Raw genomic sequence first — 20,105 nt, forward strand, 5'->3', positions numbered from 1 at the left:
GATAACAGGCTGATACCGCCCAAGAGTTCATATCGACGGCGGTGTTTGGCACCTCGATGTCGGCTCATCACATCCTGGGGCTGAAGCCGGTCCCAAGGGTATGGCTGTTCGCCATTTAAAGTGGTACGCGAGCTGGGTTTAGAACGTCGTGAGACAGTTCGGTCCCTATCTGCCGTGGACGTTTGAGATTTGAGAGGGGCTGCTCCTAGTACGAGAGGACCGGAGTGGACGAACCTCTGGTGTTCCGGTTGTCACGCCAGTGGCATTGCCGGGTAGCTATGTTCGGAATAGATAACCGCTGAAAGCATCTAAGCGGGAAACTAGCCTCAAGATGAGATCTCACTGGAACCTTGAGTTCCCTGAAGGGCCGTCGAAGACTACGACGTTGATAGGTTGGGTGTGTAAGCGCTGTGAGGCGTTGAGCTAACCAATACTAATTGCCCGTGAGGCTTGACCATATAACACCCAAGCAATTTGACTACTCTAACGAGCATCAGATTGCGGTGTGTGAAGACGAAAATGAACCGAAAGTTCGACGCTCACAAAACACCGAGATCTATCACGTACCCAATTTGCTGAAGCGAGGCCAACTGGCCGCGACTCAGTACCCGAATTTCTTGACGACCATAGAGCATTGGAACCACCTGATCCCATCCCGAACTCAGCAGTGAAACGATGCATCGCCGATGGTAGTGTGGGGTTTCCCCATGTGAGAGTAGGTCATCGTCAAGATTAAATTCCAAAACCCCAATTGCGAAAGCAGTTGGGGTTTTGTCTTGGGCGCTCGAAAAGTGTCCACCTTGTCCCCGTACACCTGTTCGTCCTGTGTCCGCCCCGTGCACCACAGTGCTAAAGTCCATCCCTCGATTTTGCTTTTCCCAAGGAAGCCGTTATGCCGGACGCGACGTCCCTCAGCCCTGGATTCATGGTGGTTCATGGCAACCGCCTGGACGAGCTGCGAAGCCTGGTGGTCAGTTGGATGCGCCGTTACCCACTGGCGCCTTTGGAAAACGAAATCGCCCTGGTACAAAGCAACGGCATTGCCCAATGGCTCAAGCTGGCCTTGGCCGAAGACCCGCAAGCCGATGATATGGGCGGCTGTGGCATTGCCGCAGCCATCGACGTGCAACTGCCTGGCAGCTTTATGTGGCAGCTTTATCGCATGGTCTTGGGCCGTGATGAGATCCCGCCCAAGTCCCTGCTTGATAAAGCCCCGCTGACCTGGCGCCTCATGCGCCTGTTACCCGAGCTGATCGATCAACCGCACTTCGAGCCGCTGCAACGCTTCCTGACGCAAGATACCGATCTGCGCAAACGCTACCAACTCGCCGAGCGCCTGGCTGACTTGTTCGACCAATACCAGGTCTACCGTGCTGACTGGCTGGAAGATTGGGCCGCAGGCCGGCACCAACTGCGCAATGGTCGAGGCGAGTCCAAACCGCTCAACCCAGCCAACTGTTGGCAAGCCGAGCTATGGCGCGCGCTGCTGTTGGATGTAGGTGAAGCAGGCATGGCCGAAAGCCGGGCCGGCGTTCATCAGCGCTTCATCGAGCGCATCAACAGCCTTGAACAAGCACCTCCCGGCTTGCCTCCCCGGGTGATTGTCTTCGGCATCTCATCGCTGCCGGCCCAGGCGCTGGAAGCCTTGGCGGGCCTGGCCCGTTTCAGCCAAGTCCTGCTCTGCGTGCATAACCCCTGCCGCCATCATTGGTCGGACATCGTCGCCGACAAAGACTTATTGCGTAACGAATACAAACGCCAGGCGCGCAAAGCGGGCATGCCCGTCACTATCGACCCACAAACCTTGCACCAGCACGCCCATCCGCTGCTTGCTGCCTGGGGCAAGCAGGGCCGTGATTACATCAGTTTGCTGGACAGCTACGATGACCCCAACAGCTACCGTGCGGCATTCCGCGACGGTCGTATCGACCTGTTCAGCGACAGCGAACCCACCACGCTACTCAACCAACTCCAGGACGATATCCTCGAACTGCGACCGTTGAATGAAACCCGTGAACGGTGGCCCGCTGTCGACTTGCAACGCGATACTTCGATCCGTTTCCATATCGCCCACAGCGCCCAGCGCGAAGTGGAAATCCTCCACGACCAATTACTTCATCGCTTCAGCGCTGACCCCACACTGCGTCCTCGGGACATCATCGTCATGGTCCCCGACGTCGACAGCTACGCGCCGCATATTCGCGCGGTCTTCGGCCAGCTCGAACGCCATGACCCACGCTTCATCCCCTTCACCCTCACAGACCAAGGCCAACGCGGTCGCGACCCGCTGTTGATCGCCGTCGAGCACTTGCTCAAACTTCCCGACAGCCGCTTCCCTGTCAGCGAAATCCTCGACCTGCTTGACGTCCCCGCCTTGCGCGAACGCTTCGCCATCAAAGAGCGTGATCTGCCCACCTTGCATCGCTGGATCGAAGGCGCCGGCATCCGCTGGGGCCTGAATGCCGAGCAACGCGCCGGTTTAGGCCTGCCCACGGAACTGGAGCAAAACAGTTGGCGATTCGGCCTGCGCCGTATGCTGCTGGGCTATGCCGTCGGCACTGGCTCGGCCTGCGACGGTATTGAGCCTTATGACGAAATCGGTGGCCTCGATGCGGCCTTGATCGGCCCGCTGGTCGCCTTGCTTGACGCCTTGAACGATGCCCATCAAGCGTTATCGGAAGCCGCCTCGCCGCAAGCCTGGGGCGAGCGTCTACAGCGCTTGATGCAGCTGTTTTTCCTGCCCAGCAGCGAGCACGATGACTACCTGCTCGGCCAGCTCGAGCAGTTAAGAGAAACCTGGCTGGAAACTTGCGAGTCCGTCGGCTTGCAAGACGAGTTACCCCTCACGGTAGTACGTGAGGCATGGCTGGCCGGATTGGATCAGGGGCGCCTGTCCCAGCGCTTCCTGGCGGGAGCGGTCAATTTTTGTACGCTGATGCCCATGCGCGCGATCCCGTTCAAGCTGGTTTGCCTGCTGGGCATGAACGACGGCGATTACCCGCGGGCCCAGCCACCCCTGGATTTTGACCTGATGGGCAGTGATTACCGCCCCGGCGACCGTTCTCGCCGCGAAGACGACCGCTACTTACTGCTCGAAGCGCTGCTGTCGGCCCGTGACCAGCTGTATATCAGCTGGGTAGGCCGCAGCATCCGTGACAACAGTGATCGCCCGGCCTCGGTGCTGATCGGCCAACTGCGCGACCACTTGGCCAGCGGCTGGCAGCACACCAGCGACGATCAGCCGCTGATCGACGCAATGACCCAGGAGCACCCGCTGCAACCCTTCAGCGCCCGCTACTTCCACGAAGGTGACCCGCTGTTCAGCTATGCCCGCGAATGGCAATTGCTGCATCAGGCACCGGCGGTCATCACCCAAGAGCAAGGCTTGGCCCCTCACCAACAGGAAGAACCCCTGAGCCTTGGCCAGTTACAGGACTTCCTGCGCAATCCGGTCAAACACTTCTTCAGCCAGCGCCTGAAAGTATTCTTCGAAGCCGCCGAAGTGCCCCTGGCTGACGAAGAACCCTTCGTGCTGGACGCGTTGCAACGTTACAACCTCAGCGACAGCCTGTTGAACGCGGCGCTTACTCAACCCGATCAGCTTGATCAGGCGCTCAACGCCCAGGCCCTGCGCCTGCAAGGCAGCGGCCTGCTGCCGATGGTGGGTTTCGGTGAATGCCTGCGTAACGAGCTGATCGAGCCGTTGCCGGACCTGGTGCAACGCTACCAACACCTTCTGGCGCTGTGGCCCACCCCGCATACCGGGGCTGAACCGATAAGCTTTGCGTACCAGGGCATCCAGCTCGAAGGTTGGATCAGCGGCCTGCACCGACGCAGTGATGGCGGACTGTTGAGTGTCACCACCATCCCCAATAGCATCGGCTCAATCAAGACACGCAAGTGGCATCGCCTCATCCGCCCCTGGGTCAATCACGTGGTGGCCTGCGCCTGTGGCCTGCCCTTGAGCACCGGTCTGGTAGCCAGTGACGACACCTTGTTGTTGGCCCCGCTGGACAAGGCCAGCGCCGAGGACATCCTCGGCAACCTGCTTTTGGCCTGGCACACGGGCATGAGTGCGCCGCTACCGGTCGCAGTGAAAACCGCGTTCGCCTGGCTCGGCCAGACTGACCCCGCCAAGGCCCAAGCGACTGCGAGCAAAGCCTATGAAGGCGATGGCATCACCACTGACGGCGAACGCCGCGAAACGCCCGCCCTCACGCGGCAATTTCCCGACTACGCGGCGTTGGTCGCCAGCGAAGAATTCGAAGGCTGGTGCGAAACCCTGTATCGCCCGCTGATGAACGCCCCCTGGCGATCGCTTTCCAGCACGGAGGCCAACGCATGATCGGCAAACCCTTGGCCCTGGCGTTCCCGCTCAAAGGCAGCCAGTTGATTGAAGCCAGTGCCGGCACCGGCAAGACCTTCACCATCTCCGCCTTATACCTGCGCCTGGTGCTCGGCCATGGCGGCGATGAATCCGGTTTCGGCCGCGAGCTGCTGCCACCGCAAATCCTCGTGGTGACGTTCACCGACGCTGCCACCAAAGAGCTGCGAGAACGCATTCGCATCCGCCTGGCCGAAGCCGCGCGCTTCTTCCGTGACGAAATCGAACAGCCCGATACGCTGATTGCCGACCTGCGCGAGCACTATGATCCGCAGCAATGGCCGGCCTGTGCCAATCGCCTGGACATCGCCGCGCAATGGATGGATGAAGCGGCGGTTTCGACGATCCACAGTTGGTGCCAGCGCATGCTGCGCGAACACGCGTTCGACAGTGGCAGCCTGTTCACACAAACCCTGGAAACCGACCATAGCGACCTGCTGGGCGAAGTGCTGCGCGACTACTGGCGCTTGTTCTGCTACCCAATGCATGACGATGCCCTCAACTGGGTGCGCAATAATTGGGGCGGCCCCGCGGCCCTGATGCCACGGGTGCGTGCATTGTTCGGCAGCGAGCGGCCCACCGACGAAACCCGCGAGCCAGCCGAACTGATCAGCGCCTGCCTGCAAGAACGCCGCACCGCGCTGGTTACCCTCAAGGCGCCCTGGCAACAATGGGCCGCCGAGTTGCGGGATATCTGCCTGCAAGCCGTCGCCGCCAAAGCGGTCGATGGGCGCAAGATGCAAGCGCGTTACTTCGAGCCCTGGTTCGAAAAGATCAGCGCCTGGGCCGCTGACGAAACCCTGGAACAACTGGATATCGGCACCGGCTTCACCCGCCTGACGCCCGATGGCATGGCCGAAGCCTGGAAAGGCGAGCCGCCGCAGCACCCCGGCATCCAAGCCATGGCCGGCCTCAAAGCCAGCCTCGACGCCTTGCCAACGCCTGACGCCGCGGTGCTGCAACACGCTGCCGGCTGGGTTGGCAAACGCTTCGAAGAAGAGAAACGTCGCCGCGCCGAGATGGGGTTTGACGACATGCTGATCCGCCTCAACGCCGCCCTCCAGGCAGACGGCGGCGAGCGCCTGGCCAGTGTGATCCGCGAGCAATTCCCGGTGGCCCTGATCGATGAATTCCAAGACACCGACCCAGTGCAATACAGCATCTTCGACAGCATCTACCGCATCGAGGAAAACCACCTCGACAGCGGCCTGTTCTTGATCGGCGACCCCAAGCAGGCGATCTACGCCTTTCGCGGCGCCGACATCTACACCTACCTGCGCGCCCGGCAGGCCACCACCGGCCGCCATCACACCCTGGGCACCAACTTCCGCTCCAGCCATGCGATGGTCGAGGCGGTGAACCATGTGTTCCAGCGTGCCGAAACCGGCCGTGGTGCGTTTCTGTTTCGCCAACCCGATGGCGACAACCCGGTGCCTTTCCATTCGGTACTGTCCCAAGGCCGTAGCGAGCAGTTGCAGGTCGACGGCCATACGCTGCCGGCCATGAACCTTTGGCACCTGCCCACCGACCAGCCGATTTCCAACGCGGTTTATCGTCAACACCTGGCCGCCGCCTGCGCCACGCAGATTGTTGCGTTGCTCAATGGTGGCCAGCAAGGCAGCGCAGGTTTTGTCAAAGCGGGGCGCTTGAAGGGCGTGTTGCCGTCAGACATCGCCATCCTTGTGCGCGACGGCAAGGAAGCCCAAGCCGTACGTGCCGAACTGGCCAGCCGTGGCGTGCGCAGTGTGTACCTGTCGGATAAAGACTCGGTGTTTGCCGCCCAGGAAGCCCATGACCTGCTGGCCTGGCTCAAGGCGTGCGCCGAGCCGGACGTCGAACGGCCATTAAGGGCGGCCCTGGCCTGCGTCACCCTGAACCTGTCCCTGGCGGAGCTGGAACGTCTGAACCAGGACGAACTGGCGTGGGAATCGCGGGTGATGCAGTTCCGTGGCTACCGTGCCATCTGGCGTACCCAAGGCGTGTTGCCGATGCTGCGGCGCCTGCTCCACGACTTCAAGCTACCGCAAACCCTCATCGCCCGCAGTGATGGCGAGCGGGTGCTGACCAACCTGTTGCACCTCAGTGAATTGTTGCAACAGGCCGCGTCGGAGCTGGATGGCGAGCAGGCGTTGATCCGTCATTTGGCCGAGCATCTGGCGCTGTCGGGGCAGGCCGGTGAAGAACAGATCCTGCGCCTGGAAAGCGATGAGCAACTGGTCAAAGTGGTGACCATCCACAAATCCAAGGGCCTGGAATACGACTTGGTGTTCTTGCCGTTCATCTGTTCGGCCAAGCCCGTGGATGGCAGTCGCTTGCCGCTGCATTACCACGATGAACAGGGCAAGTCCCAGGTTAGCCTACGACCTACGGCCGAGCTGATCGCCCAAGCCGATGACGAGCGCCTGGCTGAAGACCTGCGTTTGTTCTACGTGGCCTTGACCCGCGCCAAACATGCCTGCTGGCTGGGCATCGCTGACCTCAAACGCGGCAATAATAGCAGCTCGGTCTTGCACCTCTCAGCGCTGGGCTATCTGCTGGGAGCCGGCGCGTCGTTGGGCGAATCAGCGGGTCTGGCGCGCTGGTTGTTGGACTTGCAGCAAGGCTGCGCGGCCATCGGTTATGACCTTGTGCCCGACGCCCAAGACGTCTTGTTCCATCCGCCGCGCAATCAAGCGACCCTGCTCGCGCCATTGCTGCCTGTACGCAAGGCCGCGGAAAACTGGTGGATTGCCTCCTACAGCGCCTTGCGCATCGGCGACAGCATGAGCGCCGCCAGCCTTGAAGCGCCCGAAAGCCCACAGGCCCAGAAGCTGTTCGATGACGAACGCCTCGACCCCGATGCCCCTCGGGAAACGGTCGCGTCCGGTGGGGATATTCACCGTTTCCCACGCGGTCCCAACCCAGGCACCTTCCTTCACGGCTTGTTGGAATGGGCCGGTGAAGAAGGTTTCAACGTGACCCCGGAGGCGATCGAAAAAGCCGTGGGCGCACGCTGCAACCGCCGCAACTGGGAAGGCTGGATCGTCACTCTCAGCGGCTGGCTGGAGCACCTGCTGCAAACGCCGCTGCCGCTGCACAACGACCGCTTCACCCTCAGCGGCCTGCAGCAGTACCAGATCGAGATGGAATTCTGGTTCGCCAGTCACACCGTCGACGTGCTCGCCCTCGACAAACTGGTGTGCCAGCACACCCATGGCGGCGTGTCCCGCGTGGCCGCCGAGCCCGTCCTGCTCAACGGCATGTTCAAAGGCTTTATCGACCTGACGTTCGAGCACGATGGCCGTTACTACGTGGCCGACTACAAATCCAATTGGCTTGGCCCAGACGACTCGGCCTACACCCAGGACGCCATGGAACACTCGATCCTCGAGCATCGGTACGACCTGCAATACGTACTTTACCTGCTGGCCCTGCACCGCCAACTCAAGGCGCGCCTGCCGCATTACGATTATGACCAGCACGTCGGCGGTGCCCTTTACTTGTTCCTGCGCGGTAGCCAGTCGGTGAGCCAGGGCGCGTATTTCACCCGCCCGCCCCGTGAGTTGATCGAAAGCCTGGACCTGTTGTTCCAGGGCAAGCCCATCCCGCCCAAGGTTGAGCCCGCCTGGGAACAAGGAGTGTTGTTATGAGCCTGTCGCCGTTACCGCTGGAGGCGCTTTTGCCGCTTGATCGCGCCGCCGACCTGCTGCAGTTGCTTGCGCGTTGGGTCGAGCGGGGTTGGCTGCGGGCCTTGGACAAAGCCTTCGTCGGCTTCCTGTACGAGCTGGACCCAAACGCCGATCCGCTGGTGCTGCTGGCGGCGGCCTTGACCAGCCATCAACTGGGGCATGGCCACGTCTGTCTGGATGTGTTCGAAACCCTCAAGGCGCCGGATTTCGCCCTGTCACTGCCACCCGAAGGCGACCTACACACCGGCGCCATGCTGCTACCCTCGCAGTTGCTGCACGGCCTGGATGGCGGCCATTGGTGCCATGCCCTGGCTTCAAGCCCGTTGGTCGCGCTGGCCGTCGATGGCAGTGAGGAGGCCAGCAGCCGCCCGTTGGTGTTGTCCGGCAAGCGTCTGTACCTGCGCCGTTACTGGACCTACGAGCGGCGTATCGACCACGCCCTGCGCCTGCGCCTGGCCAGCGTGGAAGACGCCGCCGCCGACCTGCCGCAACGGCTCAATCGCCTGTTCGACCAGCCGGCGCCCGATGGAGTGATTGACTGGCAAAAGCTCGCCTGCGCCCTGGCGACCCGCGGCGCCTTCAGCATCGTCACCGGCGGCCCCGGTACCGGCAAGACCACCACCGTGGTGCGCCTGCTCGCGCTGTTGCAGGCGCCCGCCGTGGAGTCCGGCAGCCCGTTGCGCATCCGCCTGGCCGCGCCCACCGGTAAAGCCGCTGCCCGCCTGACCGAATCCATCAGCCAGCAAGTGCTGTCACTGACAGTGCCCGACAACGTGCGGGAAAAAATCCCGACCCAGGTCACCACGGTCCACCGCTTGTTGGGCAGCCGCCCGGGCACTCGGCATTTTCGTCATCACCTGGGCAACCCGTTGCCCTTGGATGTGCTGGTGGTGGACGAAGCCTCTATGATCGACCTGGAAATGATGGCCAACCTGCTCGACGCTCTGCCGCCCCACGCACGCCTGGTATTGCTGGGCGACAAGGACCAACTGGCCTCGGTAGAAGCGGGGGCCGTACTCGGCGATTTGTGCCGCGATGCCGAAGCTGGCTGGTACAGCCCGCAGACTCGCCACTGGTTGCAAGCCGTCAGCGGTGAAGACCTCAGCAGCAGCGGCCTGCAAGAGGACCTCGATGGCAGCCATCCCCTGGCCCAGCAAGTGGTGATGCTGCGCTATTCGCGCCGCTTCGGTGAGGGTAGCGGTATCGGCCAACTGGCGCGTTGGGTCAACCAGCAAAACGCTGAAGAGGCTCGCCAGCTGCTGGCCGCAGGCCGCCACGACGACCTGTTTTGTGTCAGCCTCAAGGGCGAACATGACCACGCCCTTGAGCGCCTGGTATTGGATGGGCAGGGCGATGGCGCCCAGGGTTACCGCTACTACCTGAACCTGCTGCAATCGGCGCGTCCCTCTGCCGATACACCGCGTGACGATCCAGCCTGGACCGCTTGGGCGCAACAATTGCTGCACGCCTTCGACGCGTTTCAGCTGCTGTGCGCGGTGCGCAAAGGCCCCTGGGGCGTCGAAGGGCTCAACCTGCGCATCACCGCCGCGTTGCGCAAAGTCCGCCTGATCGAGGGTGACGAGCAGTGGTACGAAGGCCGCCCCGTGCTGATGACCCGCAATGACTACGGCCTGGGCCTGATGAACGGCGACATCGGCATCGCGCTGAAATTGCCCGAAAGCGATGGCGGCCCCCACGTGCTGCGGGTGGCCTTTCCACGTAACGATGGCCAGGGCGGCGTGCGCTTTGTATTGCCCAGCCGCTTGAATGATGTGGAAACCGTGTACGCCATGACCGTGCACAAATCCCAGGGCTCGGAGTTCACTCACACCGCGCTGATCCTGCCGGATGCCCTCAACCCGGTGCTGACCAAAGAGCTGATCTATACCGGTATCACCCGTGCCAAGCGCTGGTTCAGCCTGATCGAGCCCCGGGGCGGCGTGTTTGAGGAAGCGGTGCGGCGCAAGGTCAAGCGCCTAAGTGGATTGATGTTGGAGTTGGACCATCTGTCTGAAAAAAATGACTGATAGGTCAGGCAATATTTCTCATTCAGACGTCTGATTTTTCTGAAAAAATAGCGAACCCCTCGAATGCTGTGCTTCGTGGGGATGTCCGCCGCTGTGCTATCGTTGCGGCATCACCCTGAAAACCCTTGAGAGTATCGCTGCATGAACGTGGCTGTCTCGCCCAAAGTGCGCAGTATGAGTTGGAGACGCCTGTTACTGGTGACGGTGCTGTGCCTGCTTGCGCCGCGCGTATTTGCGCAGACGCCCAGCCTGGCCGAGCACCGTGCCCAGGCCGTCACCCAAGTGGTGCTCGGCATCCTCAGCTACGCCCGTTGGCCGGTTGAGCCGCAGACGTTGCGCTTGTGCATCGTCGGGCCCACCCAGTACACCGACGACCTGATCAAGGGCACCACACAGGCCACTGGCCGTCCGGTGTCGGTGCGCCGTTTGCTGTCCGACCATCCCGATATCGTCAGTGCCTGCGACGCGGTCTACATCGGCAAGCTGAGCATGGATGAACGCAACCGGCTGTTCACGTCGTTGATTGGCCACCCGGTGCTCAGCATCAGCGAACGTAGGCAGCCTGTTTTGCCTGCGGGTGAGCGATGAGCAAGTATCGTTCGAAGTCAACCTGGACTCTGTCGCGCGCAGCGGCGTGCGCATTCACCCCAGCGTACTGCAACTGTCCCGCCGTCGAGCGCCTGCGCCATGAGGTTTACTAAAGGGCGGCCGACTCTGCGCTCGGTCATTGGCCGGGGGCATATGATCCTGGCGCTGGTGGCGGTGACCCTGGCCAGCGTCTCCCTGACTTTGCTCGGCGTGCTGGCGTTACGCGTTTACGCCGAGCATAACTTGCATTTGATCGCACGCTCCATCAACTACACCGTGGAAGCGGCCGTGGTGTTCAACGACAGTTCGGCGGCCACCGAAGCCTTGAGCCTGATCGCCTCCACCGAAGAAGTTGCCCAGGCCGAAGTCTTCGACGATGAAGGCAAACTGCTGGCGCAATGGGTGCGGCCGAACACTGGCATGTTGTCGCAGGTTGAGCTTCAGCTGGCGCGTGCCTTGCTCGAGCAGCCCATCAACCAACCGATTCTCCATCAAGGGCAAACGGTCGGGAGTATCCACCTGACTGGGCATGGCGGTAGCCTGCTGCGCTTCTTGCTAAGTGGCCTGGCGGGGATTCTGATTTGCACCGCCCTGAGTGCATGGGTGGCCTTGCACTTGTCGCGACGCCTGCTGGACGGTATTACCGGGCCGCTGCAAAGCCTCGCCACCGTGGCCCATGCCGCTCGCAGCGAGCGTGACTTTGACCGCCGTGTGCCCCCGGCAGAGATCGCCGAACTCGACAGCCTGGGCAGCGACTTCAATGCCCTGCTCGGCGAGATGGGCGCCTGGCAGACTCACCTGCAAAGCGAAAACGAAACCCTGGCCCACCAGGCCAGCCACGACAGCCTCACCGGCCTGCCCAACCGTGCATTCTTCGAAGGCCGGCTGATCCGCGCCTTGCGCAGCGCGGCCAAGGTCAACGAGCGGGTGGCGGTGCTGTTCCTCGACAGCGACCGCTTCAAAGACATCAACGACCGCTTTGGCCATGCCGCCGGCGACGCCGTGCTGGTGGCCGTTGCCGACCGCGTGCGGGCGCAACTGCGCGAAGACGATCTTGTGGCGCGCCTGGGTGGTGATGAATTCGCGGTATTGCTGGCGCCCCTGCACAAGGCCGAAGACGCCCAGCGCATCGCCGACAAAATCATTGCCAGCATGGACATGCCGATTCCACTGCCTGGAGACACCCAGGTGTTGACCTCCCTCAGTATTGGCATTGCGATTTATCCCGAGCATGGCGCCACACCCGGCACCTTGCTCAACGCCGCCGACGCGGCGATGTACCAGGCCAAACGACTGTCCTCGGGCGGCCAGCAAACGGCGGAGTCGGAGCACTCCGTCGCCAACGTTCAACACAGGAGTTGATTCCCTTGTTCGCTAACACACGCGTTTTATTTATTTCTTTGCTCGTGGCCTTCCTGGCCCTCAGCGGCTGCCAGACGCCACCCAAAGGCCTGACCCCGGCGCAAGTCGCCGTGCTCAAGCAACAAGGTTTCGAGCTGACCGATGAAGGCTGGGCCTTCGGCCTGTCCGGCAAAGTGCTGTTTGGCAGCGACGTCGAAACCCTCAACAAACCCAGCACCGACATCGTCGAACGCATCGGTAGCGCCCTGGTTGGCGCCGGCATCGAGCGCGTGCGCGTTGACGGCCACACCGACGCCTCCGGCAAAGAGCCCTACAACGTGGCCCTGTCCCTGCGCCGCGCCAAAAGCGTGGGCAAGGTGCTCACCCGCGTGGGCATGAAAGAAGAAAACATCCAACTGCGCGGCCTGGGCAGCAGCGAGCCGGTGGCGTCGAACACGACCCCAGCAGGCCGCACCGAGAATCGCCGGGTCTCCATCGTTGTGATCGCAGACTAAGCGGGTTCATCTTCCCCAAGCTGAAATGCATTCAAAATGTGGGAGCTGGCTTGCCTGCGATGGCGGTTGATCTGTAGATATAGCTTCTGCTGATACACCGCTATCGCAGGCAAGCCAGCTCCCACATTAGTCTGCAAACCGCATTTCCCTCGTCTCTCCCATCAACAACCCTCGGTTCTGCTCTGTTACCTCTCGAATGTAATCCCACAACAACGTAATCCGCTTCAACTTCCTCAAATCCTCCCGGCAATACATCCAGAACTGCCGCGTAATCGTAATCTGCTCTCCCAGCACCGGCAGCAAGCGCGGGTCCTGCGCGGCCAGGAAGCATGGCAATATCGCCATCGACCGGCCTTGCTGGGCCGCCACGTACTGCGCGATCACGCTGGTACTGCGCAGGCTGGCGCTGGCGCCGGGCACCACATTGGCCAGGTACAGCAACTCCGAGCTGAAGGCCAAATCATCCACATAGCTGATAAACGGATGCTCGGCCAAATCCGCAGGTTTGCCGATCGGCGGGTGTTGGTCGAGGTAGTCCTGGGTGGCATACAGCTGCAACTTGTAGTCGCACAGTTTGCAGCACACATACGGCCCGTGTTCCGGGCGTTCCAAGGCGATGACGATGTCGGCTTCGCGCTTGGACAGGCTGATGAAGTGGGGCAGGGGCAGGATGTCCACCGAGATCGCAGGATAAGTGTCGACGAAATGGCTCAGTTGCGGGGTGACGAAAAAACTGCCGAAGCCTTCGGTGCAGCCCATGCGCACATGGCCCGACAGCGCCACGCCGGAGCCGGACACCTGTTCGCAGGCCAGGTGCAGCGTGCTTTCAATGGATTCGGCGTAACCCAGCAACCGCTGGCCTTCGCTGGTGAGCACGAAGCCGTTGGTCCGGGATTTTTCGAACAGCAGCGTACCGAGGGACACTTCCAGAGAGCTGATGCGCCGCGACACGGTGGTGTAGTCCACCGCCAGGCGCTTGGCGGCGACGCTGGCCTTGCGGGTGCGGGCCACTTCGAGGAAAAACTTCAGGTCATCCCAATTCAGGGCGCCCAGGGAGGTGATGTTTTTTTGCATATTGGACCGGCTTTTATGTGCGTTCTTATTAGAGATTTGCACATCTATACTCCAAAAACAGTCCGAACGCCTCATTCTTCAAGGCGATTCACGCGCCTTGTCTCTGTATAAATATAAGAGTTGGAGACCACATGAACGCATCTGCCGATATTTCCGTGCAACCGGTCAAGTTGCTGATCAATGGCGAGTGGGTCGAGTCCAAGACCACCGAGTGGCAAGACATCGTCAACCCCGCCACCCAGCAAGTGCTGGCCAAAGTCCCGTTTGCCACGGCCGATGAAGTCAACGCGGCCATCGACGCTGCCCATCAAGCGTTCCAGACCTGGAAACTCACGCCGATCGGCGCACGCATGCGCATCATGCTCAAGCTGCAAGCCTTGATCCGCGAACATTCCAAGCGTATCGCCGTGGTCCTTAGCGCCGAGCAGGGCAAGACCATTGCCGATGCCGAGGGCGATATTTTCCGTGGCCTGGAAGTGGTGGAGCACGCCTGTTCCATCGGCACCCTGCAAATGGGTGAGTTCGCCGAGAACGTGGCCGGCGGCGTGGATACCTACACCCTGCGCCAGCCTATCGGCGTGTGCGCCGGCATTACCCCGTTCAACTTCCCGGCGATGATTCCGCTGTGGATGTTTCCGATGGCGATTGCCTGCGGTAACACCTTCGTCCTCAAACCTTCCGAGCAAGACCCGCTGTCGACCATGCTGCTGGTAGAGCTGGCGCTGGAAGCCGGTGTACCGGCCGGCGTGCTCAACGTGGTGCATGGCGGCAAGAACGTGGTGGATGCGCTGTGCACTCACAAAGACATCAAGGCGGTGTCCTTCGTCGGTTCGACGGCTGTGGGCACCCATGTCTACGACCTGGCCGGCAAACACGGCAAGCGTGTGCAATCGATGATGGGCGCTAAGAACCACGCGGTGGTGCTGCCGGATGCCAACCGAGAGCACACCCTCAACGCCCTGGTCGGTGCCGGTTTCGGCGCGGCAGGCCAGCGTTGCATGGCCACCTCGGTGGTGGTGCTGGTGGGCGCGGCCAAGCAGTGGCTGCCAGACCTCAAGGCCCTGGCTCAAAAGCTCAAGGTCAACGCCGGCAGTGAAGCGGGCACGGATGTCGGCCCGGTGATCTCCAAACGCGCCAAGGCACGTATCCTGGAACTGATCGAAAGCGGCGTGAAACAAGGCGCCAAGCTGGAACTGGACGGCCGCGACATTAAAGTGCCGGGCTTTGAGCAAGGCAACTTTGTCGGCCCCACCCTGTTCTCGGGCGTGACCACCGACATGCGCATCTACACCGAAGAAATCTTCGGCCCGGTATTGGTGGTGCTAGAAGTCGATACCCTCGATGAAGCCATCGCCCTGGTCAACGCCAACCCGTTCGGCAACGGCACGGGCCTGTTCACCCAGAGCGGTGCGGCGGCGCGTAAATTCCAGAGCGAAATCGATGTGGGCCAGGTCGGCATCAACATCCCGATCCCGGTGCCGGTGCCATTCTTCAGCTTCACTGGCTCGCGCGGTTCCAAGCTCGGCGACCTCGGCCCGTACGGCAAGCAAGTGGTGCAGTTCTACACCCAGACCAAAACCGTCACCAGCCGCTGGTTCGACGACAACACGGTCAACGATGGCGTCAACACCACCATCAACCTGCGCTGAACCTGGGAGACGACCATGAAGATTGCATTTATCGGCCTGGGCAACATGGGCGCGCCCATGGCCCGCAACCTGATCAAGGCTGGCCACGCGCTGAACCTGTTCGACCTGAACCAGGCCGTACTCAAGGAACTCGCCGAACTGGGCGGCACCATCAGCAGCTCACCGCGTGACGCCGCCCAAGGCGCCGAACTGGTGATTACCATGCTGCCGGCCGCCGCCCATGTACGCAGCGTGTGGCTCAATGAAGACGGCGTGCTCGCGGGCATCGGCAAAGGCGTGCCGGCGGTGGATTGCAGCACTATCGACCCGCAAACCATCCGTGATGTAGCGGCTGCAGCAGCCAAACAAGGCGTGGCAGTGGCCGATGCGCCGGTGTCCGGTGGCACCGGCGGTGCCCAGGCCGGGACGCTGACCTTCATGGTCGGCGCCAACCCGGAACTGTTCGCCACCCTGCAACCGGTGCTGGCGCAGATGGGCCGCAACATCGTGCACTGTGGTGATGTCGGCACTGGGCAAATCGCCAAGATCTGCAACAACCTGCTGCTGGGTATCAGCATGGTCGGCGTCAGTGAGGCCATGGCCCTGGGCGATGCCTTGGGCATCGACACTCAAGTGTTGGCGGGCATTATCAACAGCTCCACCGGGCGTTGCTGGAGCTCCGATACCTACAATCCTTGGCCAGGCGTGATTGAGACCGCGCCATCATCGCGTGGCTATACCGGTGGTTTTGGTGCCGATCTGATGCTCAAGGACCTGGGCTTGGCCACCGAAGCTGCACGCCAGGCACACCAACCGGTGATCCTCGGCGCGGTGGCCCAGCAGTTGTACCAATCCATGAGCCAGCGTGGGGAAGGGGGCAAGGACTTCTCGGCGATCATCAACAGCTATCGCAAGCCCAAATAGAACGCCTTTTTCCTGGGGCCAGCAGAGGGTTGGCTCCTGGTTTTATACTTAGCGTGCCTTCTGGCCGTTGAGCCAGCATCCGACGACGTAAGGCACCAGGCTTGTTGCTTTTCCTCGCATGAACGCATAGCCGTAAGGCTTGCGCGAAATCTCCAGCGCAATCAGGACCTTCTCCGCCGTGTGTCTGGCTTTGGTAACTAAGCCAGCGGCCGGCTGAGTGGTCAGTGATGTTCCCACGACCAGCACTTTCTTCGCACTTTTGAAAAGCAGCTGTGCTTTCTCGATATTTGGTACGTTTTCGCCATACCAGACGATATGGGGACGTAATTGGCTGCCTTTTTCGCAGAGGTCGCCCAGAAGGATCGGGGACTCGTCAATCTTATAGATCAATTGTTCATCGACGGTGCTTTGCGCCAAGTTGATTTGGCCATGCAAATGTAGAACGCACTTAGAGCCTGCACGCTCATGCAGATCGTCGACGTTTTGAGTAATGACTACAACATCAAATCGGGACTCTAACGCAGCGATGGCGAGGTGCGCGGCATTGGGCTGTGAGTTACAGGCCTTCATCCTCAATTCGTTATAGAACGCTAGAACCTCTTGAGGATGCCTATGCCATGCCGTCGGGGTGGCTACGTCTTCAATACGATGATTCATCCACAGGCCAGTTTGGTCGTTAAACGTGTCCAGGCCACTTTCGGCACTGATGCCGGAGCCGGTGAAGATGACGATCTTTGTTTTCTCGTGTTCATCGATCATCGGAGGGACCAGTGTTCATGGCGAATACGCCTGAAAGATCTTGAATTCATCGTTGGCCCAAGGCTACACCCGATCTTGCTAACGTTTCCTCCTTTTCGCTGCTAGGGCTACCTCGTGATCATTCCACTGTACCCGTAAAAATCAGGTCTTTATGGCACGTCGATACTCAAGCTCCCTTAAATATCTGGTCTTCCAATCTCAAGCGAGAAAGTCTGCGCTGGCGTCATTTTCCGAGCTATGGGCTTCATCGGGCCATCAGTTGCTCGATGCTTCAAAAGTGCGTTTCGACGTTATTGACGGGCGAGCGGTTGACGCTTTTTATCTTTGGGGAGGCGACGCCCAATTTCCCTGGGAGGATGTTCCTGCTTGGAAGGCGTTGGACGCCCGAGGGTTTGATCTGTCGATTTGGCACGACCAGCAATTGTGTGGCCTGTGTTATGCGACGCCTCGTAACAGTAAAGTCACGATCAAGATAGTGCTACTCGAAGGGAGCTCAGATAGCGAGCATCCCTTGAAGGGCTTGATTGCTGCGCTTGCACTAGGCGCTATCGATTCATACGCACGAATTATTGGCTGTTCTCGTATCGAAATTCAGGAGCCACGTCCTGACGTCGTACCGACATACGAGCGACTTGGGTTCAGCTATGACGAAAGTCAGCGCCTTGTGATTTCAGTTGAGCACACCTAGTATGGGGCGCATGTACAAGGCTTGGACAGAGGCTTGGTTTAATGAAAGCGACTAACCAGAAAGATGCGCAATGGGTCGAGATGTTTTGCGCCGAGGCTAAAAAGCTTGGCGGATCTACGTCGGCCAATCAGAAACGATTTTTCAACGCAGCTGTTGAGCACGGCAAGGACATGGAGCCAGCAGGCCCCTTGGCTGGCCAGGGCCGCTAAGCCGCACTATAAAAAACCGCCGTTAAGGGCGGTTTTTTTGTTTGTGAGCATGTCTGATCGCTAACTCATGCAAACACAAAATACTTACGCACCGTCTCGACCACTTCCCACGTTCCTTTCATCCCCGGTTCCACCACAAAGATATCCCCAGCCCGCAGGTGGATCGGCGCCATGCCTTCAGGCGTGATCACGCAGTAACCTTCCTGGAAATGGCAATATTCCCACTTCACATATTCCACGTACCACTTGCCCGGTGTGCAGATCCAGGTGCCCATGATCTTGCTGCCGTCTTCGCTGATGTAGGCGTTGAGGTTGACAGTGTGCGGGTCGCCTTCGAGCTTTTCCCATTTGCAGGCATCCAGGACCGGCAGTGGGTGGGTGTCGCGCAGTACGGTGATGGGCTTGGACATGATGACTCCGAGGCAAGGTAAGAAGATTCGAACCCTATAGCGTCGCAGCCAAGGCGGGTGGTCTGGACTCGACATCGGTATGCCCAGAAGCGCAGCAGAATGCGATCCCCGGGGCAGAGTGCAAATCCATGTGGGAGCGGGCTTGCTCGCGAAAGCGGTGTGACAGTCAAACAAATTATTGACTGACACACCGCTTTCGCGAGCAAGCCCGCTCCCACAGGGGGCATCAAATGAAATTTCCCAGCGTGAATAAATCAATTCCTCGCAGTAACTGCGAAAGATTTCCGATGTCGCGCCAGAATTCGCAAGAAAATTCAGAGCTGGCCCTCGTATCATTCACCTCAGTACCCTGTGAGAGCCTTGCAATGAACCCAATAAAAACGTGGTGGGATATCAGCCCGCCCTTGAGCACGGCCACCCCGACCTGGCCGGGTGATACGCCGTTTCAGGAAGAGCGCGTGTGGCAGTTCGGCCCGGAGTGCCCGGTGAATGTGGGGCGCGTGACGCTGTCGCCGCACACGGGCGCCCATGTGGATGCGCCGCTGCATTACAGCGCAGACGGTGCGCCGATTGGCGAGGTGTCGCTGGACGTGTACATGGGCCCTTGCCGGGTGTTGCATTGCCTGGGCAGCGGCGCGTTGGTTGAGCCCCATCAGTTGCAAGGGCGTGTGGATAACGTGCCCGAGCGCGTGCTGCTGCGCACTTATCCACAAGCGCCGCTCACTGAATGGGATTCGAATTTCACCGCCATCGCCCCACAGACCATTGAGCTGCTGGCCAGCCTGGGGGTGCGCCTGATCGGTATCGATACGCCGTCCCTGGACCCGCAACAGTCCAAAACCATGGATTCCCACAACGCCGTGGCTCGTCATGGTATGGCGATTCTGGAAGGCATCGTGCTCGATGACGTACCGGAGGGCGACTATGAATTGATCGCGCTGCCGCTGCGCTTCGCCAACCTGGACGCGAGCCCTGTGCGCGCCATTCTCCGCCCGCTCAAGGAGCCCACGCGATGAGCCAATGTCCTTTCTCACCAGACTATAAGCCTGCTGATAACCAACCCTCGGAAGAATGGCATAACGCCGAATTGAATTTCTCCGAGTCCATGAGCTATGGCGACTACCTGGACCTGGGCAAAGTCCTCAGCGCCCAGCACCCGCTGTCGCCGGACCACAACGAAATGCTCTTCATCATCCAGCACCAGACCTCGGAGCTGTGGATGAAGCTGATGCTCCACGAACTCAAGGCCGCCCGCGAACATGTGCGCCTGGGGGAGCTGCCGCCGGCGTTCAAGATGCTGGCGCGGGTGTCGCGCATCTTTGATCAACTGGTGCACGCCTGGGCGGTGCTGGCCACCATGACACCCTCGGAATACAAGGCAATTCGCCCGTTCCTGGGACAGTCGTCGGGGTTTCAGTCGTTTCAGTACCGCGAGATCGAATTCATCCTCGGCAACAAAAGCCCGGCGCTGCTGCGGCCCCATGCCCATCGCCCGGAGTTGCTGCAGCAATTGCAGGTGGCGATTGTCACGCCGTCGCTGTATGACGAAGCGGTGAACCTGATGGTCAAGGCGGGGCTGGCGATTGACCCTCAGCGCGCCGAACGCGACCCGACCGCCGCCACGGTGCACGATGAATCGGTGGAAGCGGCCTGGCGCGAGGTGTATCGCGACCCGAGCCGTTACTGGGATTTGTACCAGTTGGCCGAGAAGTTTATCGACCTGGAAGATTCGTTCCGCCAGTGGCGCTTCCGGCATGTCACCACGGTGGAGCGCATTATCGGCTTCCAGCCGGGTACGGGCGGTACGGAAGGCGTGGGGTATTTGCGCAAGATGCTCGACACGGTGTTGTTCCCCGAACTTTGGCGAGTACGCTCCACGCTCTAAACAAA

General features: G+C 60.6%; 14 protein-coding genes, 2 rRNA genes and 1 pseudogene (1 of these 17 running past the window's edge). 14 read left to right on the forward strand and 3 right to left on the reverse strand.

Annotated elements, in window-relative coordinates; genetic code table 11:
• From CRN80_RS13915 to CRN80_RS13950, 8 genes and pseudogenes are all read left to right on the forward strand, one after another.
• Positions 1–458: ribosomal RNA gene (locus CRN80_RS13915) — 23S ribosomal RNA — on the forward strand (it extends 2,434 nt beyond the left edge of the window).
• Positions 459–616: 158 nt separating this feature from the next.
• Positions 617–732: ribosomal RNA gene (gene rrf, locus CRN80_RS13920) — 5S ribosomal RNA — on the forward strand.
• A 160-nt stretch (positions 733–892) separates the two neighbouring features.
• Positions 893–4,345 carry an exodeoxyribonuclease V subunit gamma gene (gene recC, locus CRN80_RS13925; protein ID WP_098950363.1) on the forward strand — a complete coding sequence of 1,151 codons (3,453 nt, stop codon included), beginning with the start codon at positions 893–895 and terminating at the stop codon, positions 4,343–4,345.
• On the forward strand, positions 4,342–8,013 hold the full coding sequence (gene recB / locus CRN80_RS13930; protein ID WP_098950364.1) for an exodeoxyribonuclease V subunit beta: 3,672 nt from the start codon (positions 4,342–4,344) through the stop codon (positions 8,011–8,013). Before recC ends, recB begins: the two co-directional genes overlap by 4 nt.
• Entirely contained in the window at positions 8,010–10,079 is a 2,070-nt protein-coding gene (recD, locus tag CRN80_RS13935; protein WP_098950365.1) for an exodeoxyribonuclease V subunit alpha, read from the forward strand. The genes recB and recD overlap by 4 nt, the downstream gene beginning before the upstream one ends.
• A 141-nt stretch (positions 10,080–10,220) precedes the next feature.
• Positions 10,221–10,770, forward strand: a pseudogene (locus tag CRN80_RS13940) (YfiR family protein).
• The gene (locus tag CRN80_RS13945; protein ID WP_098950366.1) at positions 10,767–12,029 is read left to right on the forward strand and encodes a diguanylate cyclase domain-containing protein; all 1,263 of its coding nucleotides are present in this window, start codon (positions 10,767–10,769) and stop codon (positions 12,027–12,029) included. The pseudogene CRN80_RS13940 and the gene CRN80_RS13945 overlap by 4 nt, the downstream one beginning before the upstream one ends.
• Positions 12,030–12,034: 5 nt before the next feature.
• Positions 12,035–12,523, forward strand: coding sequence for an OmpA family protein (locus CRN80_RS13950; RefSeq protein WP_032895308.1), 489 nt, complete (start codon positions 12,035–12,037; stop codon positions 12,521–12,523).
• Between the two features lie 126 nt (positions 12,524–12,649).
• Here the strand turns inward: CRN80_RS13950 and CRN80_RS13955 are convergent, their stop codons facing one another.
• Entirely contained in the window at positions 12,650–13,597 is a 948-nt protein-coding gene (locus CRN80_RS13955; protein ID WP_098950367.1) for a LysR family transcriptional regulator, read from the reverse strand.
• Between the two features lie 131 nt (positions 13,598–13,728).
• On the opposite strand from CRN80_RS13955, the gene CRN80_RS13960 reads away from it, so the two are divergent.
• Positions 13,729–15,246 carry a CoA-acylating methylmalonate-semialdehyde dehydrogenase gene (locus tag CRN80_RS13960; protein ID WP_098950368.1) on the forward strand — a complete coding sequence of 506 codons (1,518 nt, stop codon included), beginning with the start codon at positions 13,729–13,731 and terminating at the stop codon, positions 15,244–15,246.
• 15 nt (positions 15,247–15,261) lie between these two features.
• On the forward strand, positions 15,262–16,149 hold the full coding sequence (gene mmsB / locus CRN80_RS13965) for a 3-hydroxyisobutyrate dehydrogenase (RefSeq protein WP_056845950.1): 888 nt from the start codon (positions 15,262–15,264) through the stop codon (positions 16,147–16,149).
• Positions 16,150–16,197: 48 nt separating this feature from the next.
• On the opposite strand, the gene CRN80_RS13970 is transcribed toward mmsB, so the two are convergent.
• Positions 16,198–16,908, reverse strand: a complete 711-nt coding sequence (locus CRN80_RS13970) for a Sir2 family NAD-dependent protein deacetylase (protein WP_098950369.1) — start codon at positions 16,906–16,908, stop codon at positions 16,198–16,200.
• 151 nt (positions 16,909–17,059) lie between these two features.
• Between CRN80_RS13970 and CRN80_RS13975 the strand changes: the two genes are divergently transcribed.
• Together CRN80_RS13975 and CRN80_RS31225 are read left to right on the forward strand one after the other, a co-directional pair.
• Positions 17,060–17,596, forward strand: a complete 537-nt coding sequence (locus tag CRN80_RS13975; RefSeq protein WP_032895313.1) for a hypothetical protein — start codon at positions 17,060–17,062, stop codon at positions 17,594–17,596.
• Between the two features lie 41 nt (positions 17,597–17,637).
• Entirely contained in the window at positions 17,638–17,805 is a 168-nt protein-coding gene (locus tag CRN80_RS31225) for a hypothetical protein (protein ID WP_169918575.1), read from the forward strand.
• Between the two features lie 65 nt (positions 17,806–17,870).
• Here the strand turns inward: CRN80_RS31225 and CRN80_RS13980 are convergent, their stop codons facing one another.
• On the reverse strand, positions 17,871–18,215 hold the full coding sequence (locus CRN80_RS13980; protein WP_098950370.1) for a cupin domain-containing protein: 345 nt from the start codon (positions 18,213–18,215) through the stop codon (positions 17,871–17,873).
• Between the two features lie 365 nt (positions 18,216–18,580).
• On the opposite strand from CRN80_RS13980, the gene kynB reads away from it, so the two are divergent.
• Together kynB and kynA are read left to right on the forward strand one after the other, a co-directional pair.
• Complete coding sequence (kynB, locus tag CRN80_RS13985) at positions 18,581–19,231, forward strand: arylformamidase (protein ID WP_034133668.1); 651 nt, start codon at positions 18,581–18,583, stop codon at positions 19,229–19,231.
• On the forward strand, positions 19,228–20,100 hold the full coding sequence (kynA, locus tag CRN80_RS13990; protein ID WP_098950371.1) for a tryptophan 2,3-dioxygenase: 873 nt from the start codon (positions 19,228–19,230) through the stop codon (positions 20,098–20,100). The genes kynB and kynA overlap by 4 nt, the downstream gene beginning before the upstream one ends.
• Positions 20,101–20,105 lie beyond the last annotated feature (5 nt).

The sequence above is a fragment of the Pseudomonas sp. FDAARGOS_380 genome (assembly GCF_002591235.1).
Classification (GTDB): domain Bacteria; phylum Pseudomonadota; class Gammaproteobacteria; order Pseudomonadales; family Pseudomonadaceae; genus Aquipseudomonas; species Aquipseudomonas salmasensis.

Bases quoted from the DNA above. Each gene is read 5' to 3' on its own strand.
- CRN80_RS31225 (WP_169918575.1), top strand. From the start codon at position 17,638: ATGAAAGCGACTAACCAGAAAGATGCGCAATGGGTCGAGATGTTTTGC.
- CRN80_RS13980 (WP_098950370.1), bottom strand. From the start codon at position 18,215: ATGTCCAAGCCCATCACCGTACTGCGCGACACCCACCCACTGCCGGTC.
- mmsB (WP_056845950.1), top strand. From the start codon at position 15,262: ATGAAGATTGCATTTATCGGCCTGGGCAACATGGGCGCGCCCATGGCC.
- recD (WP_098950365.1), top strand. From the start codon at position 8,010: ATGAGCCTGTCGCCGTTACCGCTGGAGGCGCTTTTGCCGCTTGATCGC.
- recB (WP_098950364.1), top strand. From the start codon at position 4,342: ATGATCGGCAAACCCTTGGCCCTGGCGTTCCCGCTCAAAGGCAGCCAG.
- CRN80_RS13945 (WP_098950366.1), top strand. From the start codon at position 10,767: ATGAGGTTTACTAAAGGGCGGCCGACTCTGCGCTCGGTCATTGGCCGG.
- recC (WP_098950363.1), top strand. From the start codon at position 893: ATGCCGGACGCGACGTCCCTCAGCCCTGGATTCATGGTGGTTCATGGC.
- CRN80_RS13970 (WP_098950369.1), bottom strand. From the start codon at position 16,908: ATGATCGATGAACACGAGAAAACAAAGATCGTCATCTTCACCGGCTCC.
- kynA (WP_098950371.1), top strand. From the start codon at position 19,228: ATGAGCCAATGTCCTTTCTCACCAGACTATAAGCCTGCTGATAACCAA.
- CRN80_RS13975 (WP_032895313.1), top strand. From the start codon at position 17,060: ATGGCACGTCGATACTCAAGCTCCCTTAAATATCTGGTCTTCCAATCT.
- kynB (WP_034133668.1), top strand. From the start codon at position 18,581: ATGAACCCAATAAAAACGTGGTGGGATATCAGCCCGCCCTTGAGCACG.
- CRN80_RS13960 (WP_098950368.1), top strand. From the start codon at position 13,729: ATGAACGCATCTGCCGATATTTCCGTGCAACCGGTCAAGTTGCTGATC.
- CRN80_RS13955 (WP_098950367.1), bottom strand. From the start codon at position 13,597: ATGCAAAAAAACATCACCTCCCTGGGCGCCCTGAATTGGGATGACCTG.